This is a genomic window from Streptacidiphilus alkalitolerans (genome assembly GCF_042511045.1).
GTDB classification, from domain to species: Bacteria; Actinomycetota; Actinomycetes; order Streptomycetales; family Streptomycetaceae; genus Streptacidiphilus; species Streptacidiphilus alkalitolerans.
The window spans coordinates 25,445-45,765 of the sequence record NZ_JBHEZX010000025.1 but is presented as its reverse complement, the minus strand read 5'-3'; the positions used below and the strand labels follow the sequence as shown (position 1 = coordinate 45,765).

General features: G+C 72.2%; 21 protein-coding genes. 19 read left to right on the top strand and 2 right to left on the bottom strand.

Annotated elements, in window-relative coordinates; translation table 11 throughout:
* The first annotated feature begins 14 nt into the window (after positions 1-14).
* Positions 15-2,519 (top strand): [protein-PII] uridylyltransferase, encoded by a 2,505-nt coding sequence (locus tag ACEZDG_RS35330; RefSeq protein WP_380518278.1) that lies wholly within the window; start codon positions 15-17, stop codon positions 2,517-2,519.
* On the opposite strand, the gene ACEZDG_RS35325 is transcribed toward ACEZDG_RS35330, so the two are convergent.
* Positions 2,435-2,995, bottom strand: coding sequence for a serine O-acetyltransferase (locus ACEZDG_RS35325; protein ID WP_380518276.1), 561 nt, complete (start codon positions 2,993-2,995; stop codon positions 2,435-2,437). The genes ACEZDG_RS35330 and ACEZDG_RS35325 overlap by 85 nt on opposite strands.
* Before the next feature lie 207 nt (positions 2,996-3,202).
* On the opposite strand from ACEZDG_RS35325, the gene ffh reads away from it, so the two are divergent.
* Genes ffh through ftsH form a run of 3 tightly spaced genes read left to right on the top strand, consistent with a single transcriptional unit; the run spans position 3,203 to position 7,307 of the window.
* Positions 3,203-4,753 (top strand): signal recognition particle protein, encoded by a 1,551-nt coding sequence (gene ffh, locus ACEZDG_RS35320; RefSeq protein WP_380518274.1) that lies wholly within the window; start codon positions 3,203-3,205, stop codon positions 4,751-4,753.
* A 37-nt stretch (positions 4,754-4,790) separates the two neighbouring features.
* Positions 4,791-5,321: a GNAT family N-acetyltransferase gene (locus tag ACEZDG_RS35315; RefSeq protein ID WP_380518272.1), complete on the top strand. Its 531-nt coding sequence runs from the start codon at positions 4,791-4,793 to the stop codon at positions 5,319-5,321.
* 60 nt (positions 5,322-5,381) lie between these two features.
* A complete protein-coding gene (gene ftsH / locus ACEZDG_RS35310; RefSeq protein WP_380518270.1) occupies positions 5,382-7,307 on the top strand; it encodes an ATP-dependent zinc metalloprotease FtsH in 1,926 nt (641 codons plus the stop codon).
* A gap of 4 nt (positions 7,308-7,311) precedes the next feature.
* Here ftsH and ACEZDG_RS35305 read toward each other — a convergent pair whose 3' ends face one another.
* On the bottom strand, positions 7,312-8,208 hold the full coding sequence (locus ACEZDG_RS35305) for a class I SAM-dependent methyltransferase (protein WP_380518267.1): 897 nt from the start codon (positions 8,206-8,208) through the stop codon (positions 7,312-7,314).
* Positions 8,209-8,394: 186 nt separating this feature from the next.
* Here ACEZDG_RS35305 and proS point away from each other — a divergent pair, with 186 nt between their 5' ends.
* From proS to ACEZDG_RS35230, 15 genes are all read left to right on the top strand, one after another.
* Positions 8,395-9,807, top strand: a complete 1,413-nt coding sequence (proS, locus tag ACEZDG_RS35300) for a proline--tRNA ligase (protein WP_380518265.1) — start codon at positions 8,395-8,397, stop codon at positions 9,805-9,807.
* A gap of 286 nt (positions 9,808-10,093) precedes the next feature.
* The gene (locus ACEZDG_RS35295) at positions 10,094-10,699 is read left to right on the top strand and encodes a hypothetical protein (protein WP_380518262.1); all 606 of its coding nucleotides are present in this window, start codon (positions 10,094-10,096) and stop codon (positions 10,697-10,699) included.
* 194 nt (positions 10,700-10,893) lie between these two features.
* Complete coding sequence (rpsP, locus tag ACEZDG_RS35290; RefSeq protein WP_380518260.1) at positions 10,894-11,343, top strand: 30S ribosomal protein S16; 450 nt, start codon at positions 10,894-10,896, stop codon at positions 11,341-11,343.
* 2 nt (positions 11,344-11,345) lie between these two features.
* Positions 11,346-11,585 (top strand): RNA-binding protein, encoded by a 240-nt coding sequence (locus tag ACEZDG_RS35285; RefSeq protein WP_380518259.1) that lies wholly within the window; start codon positions 11,346-11,348, stop codon positions 11,583-11,585.
* Between the two features lie 122 nt (positions 11,586-11,707).
* Positions 11,708-12,268, top strand: a complete 561-nt coding sequence (rimM, locus tag ACEZDG_RS35280; RefSeq protein WP_380518257.1) for a ribosome maturation factor RimM — start codon at positions 11,708-11,710, stop codon at positions 12,266-12,268.
* An 11-nt stretch (positions 12,269-12,279) separates the two neighbouring features.
* On the top strand, positions 12,280-13,104 hold the full coding sequence (trmD, locus tag ACEZDG_RS35275; RefSeq protein ID WP_380518255.1) for a tRNA (guanosine(37)-N1)-methyltransferase TrmD: 825 nt from the start codon (positions 12,280-12,282) through the stop codon (positions 13,102-13,104).
* 161 nt (positions 13,105-13,265) lie between these two features.
* On the top strand, positions 13,266-13,616 hold the full coding sequence (rplS, locus tag ACEZDG_RS35270) for a 50S ribosomal protein L19 (RefSeq protein WP_380518253.1): 351 nt from the start codon (positions 13,266-13,268) through the stop codon (positions 13,614-13,616).
* Between the two features lie 37 nt (positions 13,617-13,653).
* Positions 13,654-14,403, top strand: a complete 750-nt coding sequence (gene lepB / locus ACEZDG_RS35265; protein ID WP_380518251.1) for a signal peptidase I — start codon at positions 13,654-13,656, stop codon at positions 14,401-14,403.
* Entirely contained in the window at positions 14,387-15,355 is a 969-nt protein-coding gene (gene lepB / locus ACEZDG_RS35260) for a signal peptidase I (RefSeq protein ID WP_380518249.1), read from the top strand. The genes lepB (ACEZDG_RS35265) and lepB (ACEZDG_RS35260) overlap by 17 nt, the downstream gene beginning before the upstream one ends.
* A 30-nt stretch (positions 15,356-15,385) precedes the next feature.
* Complete coding sequence (gene lepB, locus ACEZDG_RS35255) at positions 15,386-16,405, top strand: signal peptidase I (RefSeq protein WP_380518246.1); 1,020 nt, start codon at positions 15,386-15,388, stop codon at positions 16,403-16,405.
* A 139-nt stretch (positions 16,406-16,544) separates the two neighbouring features.
* On the top strand, positions 16,545-17,258 hold the full coding sequence (gene lepB, locus ACEZDG_RS35250) for a signal peptidase I (RefSeq protein WP_380518243.1): 714 nt from the start codon (positions 16,545-16,547) through the stop codon (positions 17,256-17,258).
* Between the two features lie 16 nt (positions 17,259-17,274).
* Positions 17,275-17,793, top strand: a complete 519-nt coding sequence (locus tag ACEZDG_RS35245; protein WP_380518240.1) for an NUDIX hydrolase — start codon at positions 17,275-17,277, stop codon at positions 17,791-17,793.
* Positions 17,794-17,806: 13 nt separating this feature from the next.
* Positions 17,807-18,133: a DUF2469 domain-containing protein gene (locus tag ACEZDG_RS35240; protein ID WP_034090139.1), complete on the top strand. Its 327-nt coding sequence runs from the start codon at positions 17,807-17,809 to the stop codon at positions 18,131-18,133.
* A 162-nt stretch (positions 18,134-18,295) separates the two neighbouring features.
* Complete coding sequence (locus ACEZDG_RS35235) at positions 18,296-18,667, top strand: YraN family protein (RefSeq protein ID WP_380518236.1); 372 nt, start codon at positions 18,296-18,298, stop codon at positions 18,665-18,667.
* Position 18,668: 1 nt separating this feature from the next.
* Positions 18,669-20,282, top strand: a complete 1,614-nt coding sequence (locus ACEZDG_RS35230) for a YifB family Mg chelatase-like AAA ATPase (RefSeq protein ID WP_380518233.1) — start codon at positions 18,669-18,671, stop codon at positions 20,280-20,282.
* Positions 20,283-20,321 lie beyond the last annotated feature (39 nt).

The window sequence follows — 20,321 nt, the reverse complement described above, 5'->3', positions numbered from 1 at the left end:
CCTCGGGAGCACCGTTGACGGATCGGCAGCAGGCAACGTCCGGCCAGGACTCCACCGACCCGGCCCCCACCGGCAGCGTCCCTGGCGGCACCGGGTACGCCGCCCAGCGGCTGCACCTGCTGCGCGAGGACGGCCGGGTGGGCACCGCCCGGCGCACCGCCCTGGCCGAGCTGACCGACCGCTGGCTGGCGGGCCTCTTCTCCACCGCCGCCGACGGCCTCACCGGCGTCGCCCTGGTGGCGGTCGGCGGCTACGGGCGCGGCGAGCTCTCGCCGCGCAGCGACCTCGACCTGCTGCTGCTGCACGACGGCCATGTCGGCGGCGGCAAGGGCCGGGCCGTCCCCGCCCTGGCCGAACAGCTCTGGTACCCGGTCTGGGACAACGGCATCGCACTGGACCACTCGGTCCGCGACCTCTCCACCGCCCGCAAGGTCGCCGCCGACGACCTCAAGGTCCAGCTCGGCCTGCTGGACGCCCGGCACATCGCCGGCGACCCGGGCCTCACCGCGGGCCTGCGCTCGGCGATCCTGGCCGACTGGCGCGCCGACGCCGTCAAACGCCTGCCCGAGCTCCATGAGATGTGCCGGGAGCGGGCCGAGCGCCACGGCGAGCTGGGCTTCCTGCTGGAGCCGGACCTCAAGGAGGCCCGCGGCGGGCTGCGCGACCTCACCGCGCTGGACGCCGTCGCCGCGTCCTGGATCGCCGACGCCCCGCGCACCGGCCTGGCCGAGGCGGGGGCCAGGCTGCGGGACGTCAGGGACACCCTGCACCTGGTCACCGGACGGGCCACCGACCGGCTCAGCCTGCAGGAGCAGGACCAGGTCGCGCTGGAGCTGGGCGTCCTGGACGCCGACATCCTGCTGCGCCAGGTGTACGAGGCGGCCCGCACCGTCGCCTACGCCTCGGACGTCACCTGGCGCGAGGTGGACCGGGTGCTGCGGGCGCGCAGCGGCGGCCGGGTCCGCCGCACCGTCCGCTTCGGCTTCGGGTCGAGCACCGCCACCCGCAACACCGCGGCCAGGGGCGGCGCCGACCGCAGTCCGCTCGCCGAGGGCGTGGTCGAGCAGGACGGCGAGGCGGTGCTGGCCCACGCCGCCCGTCCGGCCGCCGACCCGGTGCTGCCGCTGCGGGCCGCCGCCGCGGCGGCCCAGGCCGACCTGCCGCTGGCCCCGGCCACCGTCCGCCGCCTGGCCGCCGAGACCCGGCCGCTGCCGGTGCCCTGGCCGGACGAGGCCAGGGACCAGCTGATCACCCTGCTCGGTGCGGGCGAGAGCGCGGTCACGGTGTGGGAGGCGCTGGAGTCCGAGGGGCTGATCGCCCGGATGCTGCCGGACTGGGACCGGGTCCGCTGCCGTCCGCAGCGCAACGCGGTGCACCGCTGGACCGTCGACCGGCACCTGGTGGAGACGGCGGTACGGGCCGCCGCGATGACCCGCCGGGTGGCCCGCCCCGACCTGCTGCTGATCGCCGCGCTGCTGCACGACATCGGCAAGGGCTGGCCGGGCGACCACTCCGAGGCCGGCGAGGTGATCACCCGTGACGTCGCGGTCCGGCTGGGCTTCGCCAAGCCGGACGTGGAGACGCTGGCGCTGCTGGTCAGGCACCATCTGCTGCTGGTGGAGACGGCGACCAGGCGGGACCTGGACGACCCGGCCACGGTGGCCGCGATCACCTCGGTGGTCGGCAGTACCGGGGTGCTCGAACTCCTGCACGCGCTGACCGAGGCCGACGCGCTGGCCACCGGACCGGCCGCCTGGAGCAGTTGGCGCGCCGCCCTGGTCGCGGACCTGGCCGAGCGCGCCGCCGCCGCCCTGGACGGCGAGCACGGAGCGTCCGAGACCGTGTCTCCCGAGCCCTCGGCGGAGGAGGAGCGGCTGGCGGTGGAGGCGGCCAGGACCAACGGCCCGGTGCTCTCCGTCCACGCCGAGGCCGAGCGTCCGGCGGATCCCGGCAGCGAGCCGATGGGCGTCACCCTCACCCTGGCCCTGCCGGACCGCCCCGGGGTGCTGCCCACCGTCGCCGGGGTGCTGGCACTGCACCGGCTGACGGTCCGTTCGGCCGCGATCCGCGAGCTCGACCCGATCGGCGCGGGGCCGGTCCTGGCCCTGACCTGGCAGGTCGCCGCCGAGTACGGCGAGGTCCCGGAGGCGGCCAGGCTGCGCGCCGACATCCGCCGGGCCCTGGACGGCGGCATGGACGTCACCCGCCGGCTGGCCGAACGCGACGCCGCGGCGCCGCGCCGCCGGGGCATCGCCGCCCCGCCGCCGCGGGTCAGCGTGGCCCAGGGCGGCTCGGCCAGCGCCACCGTGCTGGAGGTCCGCGCCCATGACGCGCCGGGGCTGCTGCACCGGATCGGCCGGGCCCTGGAGGACACCGGCGTCCGGGTCCGTACGGCCAGGATCTCCACCCTGGGCGCCGACGCCGTCGACGCCTTCTACGTCACCGGACCCGACGACCTTCCGCTGCCGCCGTCCCGGGCCACCGAGGTGGCCCGCAGCGTGGAGCGCGCCCTGTCCTGAGCATCCTGGTGATCGTGCGGACTCTGCGGCGCAGGCAGCGCCGGAGTCCGCACGCCGACCTGGCGTGCGGGCGCTCCGGCCCAGATCTCCCAGGGGCCGGTGGACCGGGTGAGCACCGCGTTGGCGCCGACCACGGTGCCCCGCCCCACGGTCAGCACCCCCTGCTTGCACAGCACCTTCGCGCCGGAGCAGAGCACCGCCCCGTCCTCGACCACGATCCGCTCCATCAGGCTCTGCTGCTGCGGCACCCAGGGATCGGCCCGCCCGAGGGTGACCCCGTTGTAGAGGGTGACGTCGTCGCCGATCGTGGTCCACGGGTGCATCACCAGGCCGAAGCCCCGGTGGAAGACCTTCAGCCCGGTGCCGATCTCGACGGCGGCGGGCACCTCCACCCCGTAGAGGGCCAGTGCTTCCTGGACGGCGCGGCGCAGCAGCGGATGGCGGCGGCGCTGGATCAGTGAGGCGACGAGTGACATGGGTCCCATCGTGCTCACCGCGGCCCTGCCGCCACCGCAGCCACGCCCCGTCGTCAGCCGATCGAATGAGCGGCTGCGGCATGGCGGGCACGCCGGGCGGCAGCCCGGCAGCGGACCGGGCCGGGTGGAGACCGCACTGGGTGGGGGCGGATACCCTGGGGGGCGACTACTCCATCCGTTCCCGAGCCACGAGGACCCGCGACCGACGTGTTCGATACCCTTTCCGACCGCCTCGCAGCGACGTTCAAGAACCTCCGTGGCAAGGGCCGGCTGTCCGAGGCGGACATCGACGCCACCTGCCGCGAGATCCGCATCGCCCTGCTGGAGGCCGACGTCGCGCTTCCGGCGGTGCGCGCGTTCATCAAGCAGGTCAAGGACCGGGCGCTCGGCGCCGAGGTCTCCGGTGCGCTGAACCCGGCCCAGCAGGTCATCAAGATCGTCAACGACGAGCTGGTGAACATCCTCGGCGGGGAGACCCGTCGGCTGCGCTACGCCAAGACCGGCCCGACCGTGATCATGCTGGCCGGCCTCCAGGGCGCGGGCAAGACCACGCTGGCCGGAAAGCTGGGCCACTGGCTCAAGGAGCAGAAGCACACCCCGCTGCTGGTCGCCTGCGACCTGCAGCGCCCCAACGCGGTCACCCAGCTGAGCGTGGTGGCCGAGCGGGCCGGGGTCGCGGTCTACGCCCCCGAGCCCGGCAACGGCGTCGGCGACCCGGTCAAGGTCGCCAAGGACTCCATCGAGTACGCCAAGCAGAAGCAGTACGACGTGGTCATCGTCGACACCGCCGGACGCCTGGGCATCGACGAGGAGCTGATGCGGCAGGCCGCCGACATCCGCGCCGCGGTCAACCCGGACGAGGTCCTCTTCGTCGTCGACGCGATGATCGGCCAGGACGCGGTCACCACCGCGCAGGCCTTCCTCGAGGGCGTCGACTTCACCGGCGTGGTGCTGTCCAAGCTGGACGGCGACGCCCGCGGCGGCGCCGCCCTCTCGGTGGCGCACCTCACCGGCCGTCAGATCATGTTCGCCTCCAACGGCGAGAAGCTGGGCGACTTCGACGCCTTCCACCCGGACCGGATGGCCTCGCGCATCCTCGGCATGGGCGACATCCTCAGCCTGATCGAGACGGCCGAGAAGACCTTCTCCCAGGACGAGGCCGCCAAGATGGCCTCCAAGCTGGCCAGCAAGGGCGGCAAGGAGTTCGGCCTCGGCGACTTCCTGTCCCAGCTGGAGCAGGTCTCCAAGATGGGCTCGCTGTCCAAGCTGCTCGGGATGATGCCGGGCATGGGCCAGATGCGCGAGCAGATCGCCAACATCGACGACAAGGACGTGGCCCGGGTCGGCGCGATCATCAAGTCGATGACCCCGACCGAGCGCGAGGACCCGAAGATCATCAACGGCTCGCGCCGGGCCCGTATCGCCAAGGGCTCGGGCGTCCACGTCTCCGAGGTCAGCAGTCTGGTGGAGCGCTTCTTCGAGGCCCGCAAGATGATGTCGGCGATGGCCGGCGGCCGTGGCATCCCCGGGATGCCGGGCATGCCCGGGATGGGCGGCGGCGGTGCCCGCAAGGGCAAGCAGCAGAAGCAGGCCAAGGGCAAGCAGAAGTCCGGCAACCCGCTGAAGCGCGCCGCGGAGCAGAAGGCCGCGCTGGAGCGCAAGGCCGAGGGTCCGCAGGACTCCAGCCCGTTCGGTCCGGGCGCGGCGAAGCTGCCGGAGAACTTCGAACTCCCCAAGGAGTTCAAGGACCTGCTCTGAGGACGGCGTTCCGCTCGCATGCGCCATGATGTTGCGCATGCGAGTGGAGATCCGTGCCCCCAGACTGTCCGACGCCACCCTGTACGCCGCGGCCGTCCGCCGCTCCGCCGAGCACGTCGGCCGCTGGAACCCGGTGGAGCCGGACGGGCTGGTGGACCTGGTGCGCCGTCAGGGCGAGTCGCTGCGCACCTTCCTCTTCGTCAACACCGAGGACGGCGGCCTGGTCGGCAGCTGCAATGTCGCCAATATCGTCAAGGGCCGCTTCTGCAACGGCAGCCTGGGCTACAACTCCTACCTCCCCTACAACGGCACCGGCCGGATGACCGAGGGGATGCGGCTGGTGGTGGACCGCTGCTTCACCCCGGAGAGCATCGGCGGCCTGGGCCTGCACCGGCTGGAGATCAACGTCCAGCCGGAGAACCACCCCTCGATCGGGATGGCCAAGCGGCTCGGCTTCCGGCACGAGGGCTACACCCCGCGGATGCTCTACCTGCAGGGCGGCTGGCGCGACCACGAGCGCTTCGCCCTCACCGCCGAGGAATGGCCGGGGCTCCAGCCGAATCCCTAAAGGCCTACCGGCGGGCCCGCACGGTGGATTGACGATGCATATGTCCGTATTGTCGCAAGGGTGACTACTCCTGTGCCGCCTCGCGAGAACCCGGACCAGCTGTGGCGGTCGGAGGGCACCCCGCCGCAGCCCCCGCCCACCCCGCCGCGGCGCAGCCCCCGCGGCGGCTGGATCCGGATGGCGCTCACCGCCCTGGTGGTGTTCCTGCTGGTGGACACGCTGCTGAACGTCCTCGGCGGGGGCGGGAGCACCAGCGTCACCTACACCGAGTTCACCAAGCAGCTGAACGCCGGTCAGGTCTCCGAGATCTACGCCAAGGGCGACAGCATCCAGGGCAAGCTCAAGGCCGCCCAGCCCAAGCCGGACAACGGCAAGGGCAGCTACACCGACTTCCGCACCCAGCGCCCGGTCTTCGCCGACGACAAGCTCTGGACCACGCTGACCGACAAGGGCGTGGTGGTCGACGCCGAGCCGGTGGTCCAGCAGCGCAGCTTCCTGGCCAATCTGCTGATCTCGCTCGCGCCGATGCTGCTGCTGGTGCTGCTCTGGATCGTCATCGCTAGGCGGATGGGCAGCGGCGGGATGGGCGGCCTGACCCGGAAGGCGCCCCCGAAGCCGGTCGCCCTGGACGCACCGGGGACCCGGCGCACCACCTTCGCCGACGTGGCCGGCATCGACGAGGTGAAGGCCGAGCTGACCGAGGTGGTCGACTTCCTGAAGCGGCCGGAGGCCTACCGGAAGATGGGTGCCAAGATGCCCAGGGGCGTCCTGCTCGCCGGCCCTCCGGGGACCGGCAAGACCCTGCTCGCCCGCGCCGTCGCCGGGGAGGCCGGGGTGCCGTTCTTCTCGGCCTCCGCCTCCGAGTTCATCGAGATGATCGTCGGCGTCGGGGCCTCCCGGGTCCGCGAGCTGTTCACCGAGGCCCGCAAGGTCGCCCCTTCGATCATCTTCATCGACGAGATCGACACCATCGGCCGGACCCGCGGCGGCAATGCCATGGGCGGCCACGACGAGCGCGAGCAGACGCTCAATCAGATCCTCACCGAGATGGACGGCTTCTCCGGCTCCGAGGGCGTGGTCGTGCTGGCCGCCACCAACCGGGCCGAGGTGCTGGACCAGGCGCTGCTGCGCCCCGGCCGCTTCGACCGCACGGTCACCGTCAGCCCGCCGGACCGGGCCGGGCGCGAGGCGATCCTGCGGATCCACACCCGCGAGGTCCCGCTGGCCGAGGACGTCGACCTGGAGCAGGTGGCCAGGACCACCCCCGGGATGACCGGCGCCGAGCTGGCCAACCTCGCCAACGAGGCCGCGCTGCTCGCGGTGAAGCACGGCCTGAGCGAGGTCGGCCCGCGCGAGTTCTCCGGCGCCCTGGAGAAGGTCCAACTGGGCGCCGTCCGCTCGCTGGTGATGCCGGACGAGGAGCGCCGGCGCACCGCGTACCACGAGTCGGGCCACGCCCTGCTGGGGATGCTGCAGCCGGGCGCCGACCCGGTCCGCAAGATCACCATCGTGCCGCGCGGCCGGGCCCTCGGCGTCACCCTGTCCACCCCGGACGCCGACCGCTACGCCTACACCGAGGAGTACCTGCGCGGCCGGATCATCGGCGCGCTCGGCGGGATGGCCGCCGAGCAGGTGGTCTACGGGGTGGTCACCACCGGCGCCGAGAGCGACCTGGAACAGGTCACCAGCATCGCCCGGGGGATGGCGGGCCGCTGGGGGATGAGCAGCCTGGTGGGCAGGCTCACCGCGATCCCCAGCGACGCCCAGGGCGCCTACGGCCTCTCCGCCGCCCCGGCCACCCTGGACGCGGTCGACGGCGAGGCCCGCCGCATCGTCGCCGAGTGCTACGAGGAGGCCTGCCGCAAGCTCACCGAGTACCGCCCCAAGCTGGACGCCCTCGCCGACGCGCTGATGGAGCACGAGACCCTGGACGAGGAGCACGCCTACCGCGCGGCCGGCCTGCCCCGCACCGCCAAGGCCCTCTGACGGCTCATCTGCTCCGTTCCGGGATCCGCTCGGGGATCCGCTCCGCGAGGGTGTAGCGGAAGACGTTGAGCATCCGTACCGAGCCGTCCTCGCGCCGGTACGGGTGCAGCGCCTCGGTGATCTCCTTCTCCACCTGGCGCGGCCCGGAGTAGTCCGCCGCCGCGTCGAAGACCCCGGTCGAGAGCAGGCCGCGCACCGCGCTCTCCAGGTCGGAGTAGGCGAACGGGCAGAGCACCCGGCCGCCGCCGACCAGCCGCATCCCGGCCCTGGCCACCATCTGCTCCACCGCCCCGGGCCCGCTCAGCGCGAACGGCGCGTACGGGTCGCGCCGGAGCGGGTCGGCGAGCCGGCGGGCGACCCCCAGCACGGCCGCGCTCTCGCAGCGTTCCGGCGGGCCCCAAGTGGCCAGCGCGACGCAGCCGCCGGGGGCGGTCAGCCGGGCGGCGTCCCGGACCAGGGCGAGCGGGTCCGCGGTGCAGGACAGGTGCTCGAACGCGGTCACCAGCGAGTGCGCGGCCGGACGCGCCCCGGCGCCGGCCCCGGCCCCCGTCCCGGCTCCGGTCTCCGGGGACAGGTCCCGGTAGACATCGCTCAGCACCCGTAGTGAGCGGTCCTGCGCCAGGGAGCGTAGTTCCGCCTCCGGCTCCAGGCCGACCACCTCCGCGCCGCGTCCCGCGGCCAGCAGCAGGGCCAGCCCGGACCGGCAGCCGAGACCGAGCACGCTGGTCGCGGGCCCGACCTCCAGCCGGTCGTACACCGCCTCGTAGAGGGGGACGAGCATGCGTTCCTGGATCTCGGCCCAGTCGCGCGCCCGCTGCCACGCCCGGGTGCGCCCTGCTGTTCCACCGTCCGTGCCCATGGCGGCACCCACCGTAGTGCTCGCCACCGATGCGGAAGCCATCACCCGGGGCTCCTTCGTTCCATTCCCGCCGCGGACGTGAGGGGCGCCCGCGCTGAGTCACGCCGGGTCGCCGCGCGATAGCGGTCCGTCCCGGACTGACACCAGCCAACTCCGACTGCGGCCGGGAGTCCAGAGCCCGAAGGTATTGATTACGGTTCGCGCCCGTGTGCCCCGTACCATCGGCGCATGGCAAAAGCTCCCGTTCTCACGCCCCAGGCGGACGATTTCCCGCGCTGGTACCAGGATCTGATCAGCAAGGCCGAACTGGCCGACAACGGTCCGGTGCGCGGCACCATGGTCATCCGACCGTACGGCTACGCGCTGTGGGAGCGGATGCAGCAGGAGATGGACGCGCGCATCAAGAAGGCGGGCGCACAGAACGCCTACTTCCCGATGTTCATCCCGCAGTCCTACCTCACCCGCGAGGCCGAGCACGTCGAGGGCTTCGCCCCCGAGCTCGCGGTGGTCACCCACGGCGGCGGCAAGGAGCTGGACGAGCCCATCGTGGTCCGCCCCACCTCCGAGACCATCATCAACGAGTACTTCTCCAAGTGGGTGCAGAGCCACCGCGACCTGCCCCTGCTGATCAACCAGTGGGCCAACGTGGTCCGCTGGGAGCTGCGTCCGCGGATCTTCCTGCGCACCACCGAGTTCCTCTGGCAGGAGGGCCACACCGCCCACGCCACGTACGAGGACGCCCGCGCCTACGCCTCGCGGATCCACACCGAGGTCTACGGCGACTTCATGACCAACGTCCTCGGCATCGACGTGGTGCTGGGCCGGAAGACCGCCAAGGAGCGCTTCGCCGGCGCGATCAACACGCTCACCCTCGAGTCGATGATGGGCGACGGCAAGGCGCTGCAGATGGGCACCAGCCACGAGCTGGGCCAGAACTTCGCCAAGGCGTTCAACACCCAGTTCCTCTCCAACGGCAGCGAGCGCGAGTACGTCTGGCAGACCTCCTGGGGCACCTCGACCCGGATGGTCGGCGGCCTGATCATGTCCCACGGCGACGACAGCGGCCTCCGGGTGCCGCCGCGGCTCGCGGCCACCCAGGTCGTGGTGCTGGCGATCAAGGGCGACGAGCCGGTGATCGCCAAGGTCCGCGAGATCGGCACCGCGCTGGAGGCGGTCGGGATCCGCGTGGTCGTGGACGACCGCACCGACACCCCGTTCGGCCGCCGCGCGGTGGACTGGGAGCTCAAGGGCGTCCCGCTGCGGATCGAGGTCGGCCCGCGCGACCTGGAGGCCGGCACCGCGATGCTGGCCCGGCGGATCGCCGGCGGCAAGGAGCCGGTCGCGGTGGACTCGCTGGCCGCGATCGTCCCCGGCCTGCTGGAGGACGACCAGGCGCTGCTGCTGCGCCAGTCCCGCGAGCGCCGCGAGTCGCGCACCGTGGACGTCGCCGACCTCAACGAGGCGGTCGAGGCCGCGGCCACCGGCTGGGGCCGGATCTCCTGGGCCGAGCTCGGCCCCGAGGGCGAGCGCAAGCTGGCCGAGCAGGGGGTCTCGGTGCGCTGCATCGTCGCCGAGGACGGTTCCGTCCCGGCGACGGACGACCAGCCCGGCAATATCGCGATCGTCGCCCGGGCCTACTGACCGGCGGAGGGATGCTGTCGGCGGCTCCGGTCGTCCCACCGGCTGAGACGGCAGACAGACATTATGCGTAGGAAACCCGGTTCACCATTCCTTCACAGAATGGTCGGACCGGGTTTCCCTTTGACTGCCCCGTCAGCCAAACACCTTTGCTGACCAGCAAGATGACTGACCGTCAGGGTCCCGCTCCGGATCGTCGCCAAAACCGGCCCGGCGGCAGGTTTCTATGCGCGTCCACGACAACCCGTGGATCCCGGAACAACGGGGAGCGCTGCCTCGTTGGCGTAGCGTGAGCACGACACAACAACCACTGGTCCTCGCGGCCGAGCTGGCCCTCGCCTGGGGCGACATCCAGCGCCACCACTCCGACCTGCCCAGTCTCGCGGCCCCGGAATCGCTGATCGGCGAGTCCTCATCGGCCTGTGGTACCGAGCTGGGCTTTGAGCGCCTGCTTCACGAGGCTGCCCACGGACTCGCCGCCGCGCGCGGCATCCGTGACACCTCGCGTGCAGGGCGCTACCACAACCGCCGCTTCCTGGCCCTCGCCGACGAACTCGGCCTGGACCACTCCGCCGATCCGCATCCGAGCAGCGGCTTCTCGCTGGTCACGATGCGTGCGGAGACCCGCGAGCGGTACGCCGACACTATCGCCAGGCTGCAGCTCGCCCTCGGCGCGCACGCGGCTGCCACCAGCGGTCCGGTCCAGGACCGGGCGCGCAACTTCCGGGGTCCGGCCACCCGGCACGGCTCCTCCGGCGGAGGTGTGCGGGTCAAGGCCGTCTGCGACTGCGGACGCAACGTCCGGGTCGTCCCCTCGGTGCTGGCCCAGGCCGCCATCGTCTGCGGCAACTGCGGCCAGCCCTTCCGGATCGCCGAGGTCCCGCCGCGCGGTTAGCCGGCAGGGCAGCACTCCCCCCAGTGGTGGGAGTCTGCCCTGCTGAGCTATGGCACAATGGACAGCTGAGTACTCGGCAGCCGAGCAGGACCCCTCTCTCCTCCGGCTGACGTGTCCGTCGAGCAGCCTGCAGCCGCAACCCCACGTGGAATGCGCGGCTGCTCACCCACGTCAAATCCAGGAGAACCACTCCCGTGGCAGTCAAGATCAAGCTTAAGCGTCTCGGTAAGATTCGCGCCCCGCACTACCGCATCGTCGTCGCCGACGCCCGCACCAAGCGTGACGGTCGCGCGATCGAGGAGATCGGCATCTACCAGCCGACCTACGACCCCTCGATCATCAAGGTCGACAACGAGCGTGCGCAGTACTGGCTGAGCGTCGGCGCCCAGCCGACCGAGGCCGTCCTCGCGATCCTCAAGCTGACCGGTGACTGGCAGCAGTTCAAGGGCCTGCCGGCCCCGGCGCCGCTCAAGGTCGCCGAGCCCAAGGTCACGGACTTCTCGCACCTGTTCGCGAAGGCCGTCGCCGGCTTCGAGGACTCCACCACCGGTGTCGCGATCACCCCGAAGGCCAAGAAGTCCGACAAGAAGGACGAGGCCGACGCCGCTCCCGCGGCTGACGCTGCCGCGTCCACCGAGTCCTGATCATGCTCGAGGAAGCCCTCGAGCACCTGGTGAAGGGCATCGTCGAGAATCCGGACGAGGTCCAGGTGCGTTCGCGAGAACTGCGCCGGGGCCGCATCCTCGAGGTGCGTGTGCACCCCGAGGACCTCGGCAAGGTCATCGGCCGAGGCGGTCGCACGGCGCGTGCTCTGCGCACCGTGGTCACCGCCCTCGGCGGCCGCAGCGTCCGGGTCGACCTGGTCGACGTGGACGGCATGCGCTAGCCACAGGTACAGAGCCTTGGGCACCACCTCGGGGCCGGTCGGGACATTCGTGTCCCGACCGGCCCCGAGTCTTTTTCCATCGTTACTCACTCCATCTTTTACTCACTAGGAGAGCGATCACCGTGCAGCTCGTCGTGGCCAGGATCGGCCGTGCCCACGGCATCAAGGGCCAGGTCTCGGTGGAGGTGCGCACCGACGAGCCGGAGACCCGGCTCGCCCCCGGCGCTGTGCTGACCACCGATCCGGCCACGGCCGGCCCGCAGCTGACCGTCGCCGACGCGCGCTGGCACAGCGGCAGGCTGCTGCTGAGCTTCAAGGGCGTCGCCGACCGCACCCGCGCCGAGGGCCTGCGCGGCACCCTGCTGATCGCCGAGGTCGACCCGGAGCAGACCCCGGCGGACCCGGAGGAGTACTACGACCACCAGCTGGTCGGCCTGGCGGTGTTCCTGGCCGACGGCACCCCGGTCGGCGAGCTGACCTCGATCGCCCACCTGCCGGCCCAGGACCTGCTGACGGTCACCCGGGAGGACGGCACCGAGGTGCTGGTGCCCTTCGTCACCGAGATCGTCCCGGAGATCGACCTCAAGCAGAAGCGCGCGGTGCTCACCCCGCCGCCCGGCCTGCTCGACCCCGCCGCTGCGGTGGTCGACTCGGTCCGCGACGACGCCGACGCGTCCGAGTAGGGGCTCCCGCTGTGCGCATCGACGTCGTCACGATCTTCCCCGAGTACCTGGAACCGCTGAACGTCTCCCTGGTCGGCAAGGCCCGCGCCCGGGGCGTGCTGGACGTACGGCTGCACGAGCTGCGCGAGCACACCAGCGATGTGCACCGCACCGTGGACGACTCCCCGTACGGGGGTGGCCCCGGCATGGTGATGAAGCCCGAGCCCTGGGCCGCCGCCCTGGACCGGGTGGTCGGTTCGGCCGGTCCGCAGGACGGCCTGGTGCCGACCCTGGTGGTGCCCACCCCCAGCGGGCGCCCGTTCACCCAGCAACTGGCCCAGGACCTGGCCGAACGCCCTTGGCTGGCCTTCGCCCCGGCCCGCTACGAGGGCATCGACCGCCGGGTGATCGAGGCCGCGGCGGAGCGGATGCCGGTGGTCGAGGTCTCCATCGGCGACTACGTGCTGGCCGGCGGTGAGGTCGCGGTGCTGGTGATCGTGGAGGCGGTGGCCCGGCTGCTGCCGGGCGTCCTCGGCAACGCCGAGTCGCACCAGGACGACTCCTTCGCCCCCGGCCGGATGACCGACCTGCTGGAGGGCCCGGTCTACACCAAGCCGGCCGAGTGGCAGGGCCGCGCGGTCCCGGAGGTGCTGCTCAGCGGCAACCACGGGAAGATCGCCCGCTGGCGCCGGGAGCAGGCCTTCGCCCGCACCCTCGCCGTGCGTCCGGACCTGGTGCGGCGCTGGGAGCGGAGCGCGATGGACAAGCACGACCTGCGGGCGCTGGCGGAGTTGGGCGTGCTCTGGGACGAGGCCGAGGGACGGTTTAGGCGCACCGCGGTTGATGTGGAACAATAGGCGATTGCTGCCTGTCCTCGGCCGCTCGTCCACCTCGCGGTGGAGCGGGTAGGCCCGGTGCCCCTGCCACGGGGGAGACATCGCCAACCGAGCGGCACACAGCGCACCCCTTTCAGACAACGTTCCGTGGGTGGCCCGTGGCGCCTGCGATGGAGACAATCATGAGCAACCTGCTCAGTGCTGTCGACGCGGCTTCGCTGCGTACCGACATCCCGGCGTTCCGCCCCGGCGACACCGTCAACGTCCACGTCCGCGTCATCGAGGGCAACCGCTCCCGGGTCCAGCAGTTCAAGGGCGTCGTCATCCGCCGCCAGGGCGACGGCCTGCGCGAGACCTTCACGGTCCGCAAGGTCAGCTTCAACGTCGGCGTGGAGCGCACCTTCCCGGTGCACACCCCGATCGTCGAGAAGATCGAGGTCGTCACCCGCGGCGCCGTCCGTCGCGCCAAGCTGTACTACCTGCGCGAGCTGCGCGGCAAGGCTGCCAAGATCAAGGAGAAGCGCGACCGCTGATCCCATTCCCGCGGTGGTGACTTAAGCTGCTGCGGCGATGGATACACAGCAAGCGCCAGAGGACCGCGACTGCGCCACCGACCCTGACGGTCGGGAGGCGGAGCCGCGGTCCTCTGCTGTCCGCCGGCCCTGGCGCGGCCTGCTGCGCGACACCCTGCTGCTCGGCGGGGCCTGCGCGCTGGTGCTGGTGCTGGTGAACCTCTTCGTGGCGCAGCCGTTCGGCATCCCCAGCGGCTCCATGGAGGGCGGGCTGCGGATCGGCGACCGGGTTGTCGTCGACAAACTGGCGTATCGATTCGGCAGCCAACCGCAGCGCGGTGACGTGGTGGTCTTCGACGGGCGCGGCTCCTTTGTCGACCCGGGCGCGGCGGACCCGGGGCAGAGCGCGGGGGAGGGCTCCGGCGACGACTTCGTGAAGCGGGTGATCGGCGTCGGCGGGGACACCGTCGTCTGCTGCGACACCCGGGGCCGGTTGAGTGTGGACGGTGTGCCGCTGGACGAGAGCGGGTACCTCTTTCCCGGTGACGCCCCCTCGGCCGTGCCGTTCTCGATCAAGGTCCCCGAAGGCCGCCTGTTCGTCCTGGGCGACCACCGCTCCGACTCCCGCGACTCCCGGGACCACCTCGGCGACCCCGGCGGTGGGTTCGTTCCGGTCGACAAAGTGACTGGCCGGGTCGACTGGGTGGTCTACCCGGTCGGGCACTGGCGCTCGTTGGACCGTCCGCAGGCGTTCGCGGTGCTGGCGTCGGAGCTGCGGAAGGGCGTCGGCCGTGGGCAGCAGGGGTAAGCACAAGCAGCAGCCGGTCCGCGAGCCCGCGACGGAGGACGCCGGCGCGGGGGGCGGCGACCGGGCCGGCCGGGGGCGCGCCGACCGCCGCCGCGCCGCCAAGCGCGCCCAGCGCCGCCGCAAGCGCTCACTGCTGCGCGAGATACCCCTGATCATCGTGGTCGCCCTGGGGATCACGCTGATGCTGCAGACCTTCCTGGTCCAGGTGTTCTCCATCCCCTCGGGCTCGATGCAGACCACGATCGGGATCGGCGACCGGGTGGTGGTGAACAAGCTCTCACCCTGGTTCGGCGCCAAGCCGCAGCGCGGTGACGTGGTGGTCTTCAACGACCCCGACAACTGGCTGAAGGACGACCCGGTCCCGAAGAGCGGCCCGGTGCTCGGCGCGGTCAAGAGCGCCTTCACCTTCGTCGGCCTGCTGCCCTCGGACCGGGACCTGATCAAGCGGGTGATCGGGGTGCCGGGCGACACCGTCCGCTGCTGCGACAGCCAGGGGCGGCTGCTGGTCAACGGCAAGCCGCTGGACGAGCCCTACGTCTTCGCGGGCAACCCGCCGTCCCGGATCACCTTCAATGTCACCGTCCCGCCGGGGAAGCTCTGGGTGATGGGCGACCACCGGGACGTCTCGGCGGACTCCCGCTACCACATGGGCGACGCCACCGGCGGATTCGTCCCGGAGAAGGACGTGGTCGGCCGGGCCGTGGCGATCATCTGGCCGGTGGCGCACTGGGGCACGCTGCCCTCGCAGTCGAAGCAGGCCGCCGCGGACGGGACCCCGCGCGGCTCCCCGGCCGGGACCGCTGCCCCGCCGTCAGGTCAAAGTCTTCGTCAAGTATCGTCCGCAGCAGCCCTGGGACCGCTTCCAGGGGAACTTCCGCTCGTTATGGGTTTGGCTGCGACTGCGTCCCGCCTCGTCGGACGCCGACGCAGGCGCAAATCCGAGCGGACGTGAACCGTCCGCATGGCGACAGAGGGAGACGAAGTGGGGGATCTGGTGATCGGGCCCAACTCGGGTGTCGGTGAGCCCGAGGACTCGGCGGAGGACCGTACCGTGGAGTCCGTGGACGACACCGGGCGCGGAGACGCAGGCAGTGACCGGGACGCGCGATCGGCGGCGGCCCCCGGACGGGACGACGTGGACGACCTGCTGGACCAGGACCCCGTCGGCGAGGCCGGCCCGCTCAAGGCGGGAAAGCAGAAGAAGCAGCGCTCCTTCTGGAAGGAACTGCCGATCCTGATCGTGGTCGCGCTGGTCCTGGCGCTGCTGATCAAGACCTTCCTGGTGCAGGCCTTCTCGATCCCCTCCGGGTCGATGGAGAACACCCTCCAGGTCGGCGACCGGGTGCTGGTGGACAAGCTCACCCCGCACTTCGGCGACAAGCCCTCGCGCGGCCAGGTCGTGGTCTTCCACGACCCGGGCAACTGGCTCTCGGACGAGCCCACCGCGGCGCCGAACAGCAACTCGGTGATCCGGGGCCTGCAGGACGTGCTCAGCTGGATCGGGCTGATGCCGTCCGCCAATGAGAAGGACCTGATCAAGCGGGTCATCGCGGTCGGCGGGGACACCGTCAGCTGCAACGGCACCGGTCCGGTCTACGTCAACGGCAAGGCGCTGACCGAGCCCTACATCTACCCCGGCGCGACGCCCTGCGGCGACAAGAACTTCGGCCCCTTCAAGGTCCCCGCCAACTCGATCTGGGTGATGGGCGACCACCGCAACGACTCGCTGGACTCCCGCTACCACATGGACGAGCCCGGCGGCGGCTCGGTGCCGGACAGCTTCGTGGTCGGCCGGGCCATCGTGGTCGCCTGGCCGTTCTCGCACGCGTCCACCCTGCCGATCCCGGACACCTTCACCCAGCCGGGCATCACCACCCAGGCCGGCGGCCCGCTGGTCGCCGCGATGGTCAACGCGCCGGGCGCGGCCGGACTGATCGGCGCCCTCCCGCTGACCTGGCTCTACCGGAAGGGCCGGCTCCGCCGACTGCGGCGGCAGTCCTGACCCGGACTGAGCTGGACTGACCTGGACGCATTCTTGACCTGAAAGCCCTTGCGAAGGCCGCGGTACCGACCAGTAATCTGCTGGGACGTCCTGCGGCCTTCGGTCTGCCCAGGTTCAACGTACGGGTGGAAGAGGCGACATGTCGGCACGGCGGGCACGGCTGAGCGGGGTACTGCAGGCGATCGGGATCACCGTCGGGCTGATCGGCCTGGTCGGCGGGTTCGTGCTGCTGGCGCTGCAGTACCGGCCGTACTCGGTGCCGACCGACTCCATGGTGCCGACCGTGCAGCCGGGGGACGTGCTGCTGGCGCACCCGGTCAAGGGCAGCCGGGTCGGACGCGGCGACGTCATCGTCTTCAAGGACCCGGTGTGGGGGACCTCGGCCGAGGTCAAACGGGTGATCGGGGTCGGCGGCGACACCGTGGCCTGCTGCGACAGCAAGGGCCGGGCCACCGTGAACGGGACCCCGATCGACGAGCCCTACCTGTCCTCGGCCGGCGCCCCTGAGGTCGGCGCCACCCGGTTCAGCTCCACCGTCCCGGCCGGGCGGCTGTTCCTGATGGGCGACAACCGCTCGGTGTCGCTGGACTCCCGCAGCCACCTCACCGACTTCGGCGGGACGGTGCCGCTCTCCGGGGTGATCGCCCGGGTGGAGGGGACGGTGTGGCCGCTCGGCCGGGCCGGCACGATCGACCGCACCAGCGCCTTCGACTCCCTGCCGGGGCCCCGGGCCACCGCCCACGGCCCGCTGGCCGCGCTGTGCTACGCGATCATCGGCGGTGCGGCTCTGGTGTTGCTGACCGCGGCGGCGGGTACGGTCGAGGGATGGATGCGGAAACGCCGCAGGTCGTGAGCGCGAGGAGGTGCGGATGACGGTGCTGCGCCGCAGGGCCGCACGGGTACTGCTGCTGGACCCGGCCGACCGGATCCTGCTGCTGCACGGCTTCGACCCGCTGGTGCCGGGCCGGCACTGGTGGTTCACCCCCGGCGGAGGAGTGGAACCGGGCGAGGAGCTCGCCGAGGCCGCCCTGCGCGAGGTCGCCGAGGAGACCGGGATCAGGGACGTCGCCCTGGGCCCGCTGGTCGCCCGCCGCAGCAGCGCCTTCAGTTTCGACGGCCGCGACTTCGACCAGGACGAGTGGTACTACCTGGCCAGGACCGCCACCACCGCGCTCGACCCGTCCGGCCAGACCGAGCTGGAACTGCGCACCGTGGACGAGCTGCGCTGGTGGCCCGCCGCGGAGCTGGCAGCCACCGCGGAGACCGTCTACCCGGAGGGCCTGGGGCCGCTGCTGGCGGCCCTGCTCGACGGCGGAGCACCGGACAGTCCGGTACGGCTACCGAGCCCCACCCAGTGGTCCACAATGGACGAACGTACGCACAGCTGAGGGGAACGTGGGGATGAGTGCCGAGGACCTCGAAAAGTACGAGACCGAGATGGAGCTCAAGCTCTACCGGGAGTACCGCGACGTCGTCGGGCTGTTCAAGTTCGTGATCGAGACCGAGCGCCGCTTCTACCTCACCAATGACTACGAGCTGCAGGTGCACTCGGTCCAGGGCGAGGTGTTCTTTGAGGTGTCCATGGCTGATGCCTGGGTCTGGGACATGTACCGACCGGCTCGCTTCGTCCGCAAGGTCAGGGTGCTGACCTTCAAGGACGTCAATGTGGAGGAGCTTGCCAAGAGCGACCTGGAACTCCCGTCCGACGAGGCCGGCTTCGGCCCCTGATCGGCGGACGGGGGCCTGGCGTCCACCTGTCAACACTCCGCCATCCGGATCACCCCTCCGGGTGGCGGAGTTTTCCACACCCCCCGAGCTGTCCACAGCGCCCGCTGAGCCGCTGGCCCGAGACCTCCGAACCCGGCAGATTGCCGAGCGGAGGTGATCGTGATGACCGCACGCACACAGGCCCTCGGCCGCTACGGCGAGGACGCCGCAGCCCGCCATCTCGCCGCAGCCGGACTCACCGTGCTGGACCGCAACTGGCGCTGCCGCGAGGGCGAGCTCGACATCGTCGCCCTGGACGGCGACACCCTCGCCGTCTGCGAGGTCAAGACCCGTACCGAGCACGGCTTCCAGACCCCGGCCGAGGCCGTCGACCCGGTCAAGGCCGCCCGGCTGGCCCTGCTCGCGGAACGCTGGCTGGCCGAGCGCTGGCAGGCCCCGCCGCCCCCGGGCGGGGTCCGCATCGACCTGGTCGGCGTGGTGCACGGGCCGCGCGGCGCGGCCCGGGTCGAGCACCTCCCCGGGGCGGTGGGCTGAGATGGCCTTCGCCCACACCGGCTCGGTGGCCCTGCTCGGGGTCGACGGCGTGGTGGTCGAGGTCCAGGCCGACCTGGAGCCCGGCGTCGCCGCCTTCACCATCGTCGGCCTGCCCGACAAGGCGCTCAGCGAGGCCAAGGACCGGGTCAGGGCCGCGGTGGTGAACTCCGGCGAGAAGTGGCCCCAGCGCAAGCTCACCGTGGGCCTGTCGCCCGCCTCCGTGCCCAAGAGCGGCAGCGGGTTCGACCTGGCCATCGCCTGTGCGGTGCTCGCCGCCGCCGAGCGGCTGGATCCCGCGGCCATCGCCAAGCTGCTGCTCATCGGCGAGCTGGGGCTCGACGGCCGGGTCCGCCCGGTGCGCGGGGTGCTGCCCGCGGTGCTCGCCGCCGTGGACGCCGGCTACGACCAGGTGGTCGTCCCCCGGCAGACCGAGGCCGAGGCGGCGCTGGTGCCCGGGGTCACCGTGCACGGGGTGCGGACGCTGCGTCAGCTGATCGCCCTGCTCAGCGGCCAGCCGTCGGCCGAGGAGGACGCCGACACCGACGCCGACCGGGCCCGCGACCTGCCCGACAACGCCCTGGCCGGGCTCTCCCTGCCCGGCCTGGGCGTCCGCAGCCGCGCCGACGAGGCCGACCTCCGCGACCTGGCCGACGTCGCCGGCCAGTACGAGGCGCGCCGCGCCCTGGAGATCGCCGCCGCCGGCGGCCACCACCTGTTCCTGAAGGGTCCGCCGGGCGCCGGCAAGACCATGCTGGCCGAACGCCTCCCCGGCATCCTCCCGCCGCTCACCCGGCAGGAGGCGCTGGAGGTCACCGCCGTGCACTCGATTGCCGGGCTGCTCCCGGCCGGGCGCCCGCTGGTGCGGGAGGCCCCCTACTGCGCCCCGCACCACTCCACCACCATGCCCGCCATCGTCGGCGGCGGCAGCGGCCTGCCCCGCCCCGGCGCGGTCTCGCTGGCCCACCGCGGCGTGCTGTTCCTGGACGAGGCCCCGGAGTTCCCGGTCCGGGTGCTGGAGGCGCTGCGCCAGCCGCTGGAGTCCGGCGAGGTGGTGGTGGCCCGCTCGGCCGGATCGCTGCGGCTGCCCGCCCGGTTCCTGCTACTGCTCGCCGCCAACCCCTGCCCCTGCGGCCGCTGGTCCCGGCGCGACGAGCAGTGCGACTGCACCCCGACCATGGTCAGCCGCTACCAGAACCGGCTCTCCGGGCCGCTGCTGGACCGGGTCGACCTCCGGGTCGAGGTGGACGCCGTCACCCGGCTGGAACTCCTGGACCGGGACGCCACCGCCGAGACCACCGCGGTCGTCGCGGCCCGGGTGCTGGCCGCCAGGGAGCGGGCCGCGGCCCGGCTGGTGGACACCCCCTGGCGCACCAACGGCGAGGTCCCCGGCCATGAGCTGCGGACCAGGTGGCGGCTGGTGCCCGGCGCGCTCCAGGACGCCGAGCGTGACATGGAGCGCGGCTTCCTCACCGCCCGCGGCCTGGACCGGGTGCTGCGCGTCGCCTGGACCACCGCGGACCTGGCCGGGCTCGACCGCCCCGGCCGCGACGAGGTCCGCACCGCCCTCGCCCTCCGTACCGGCTTCAACCGCGGCCTGCCCGGGCCCGGTCGCTGACGGCTCCTCCGTTTCCCTTTTACGTTCCGAGGCAGGTGC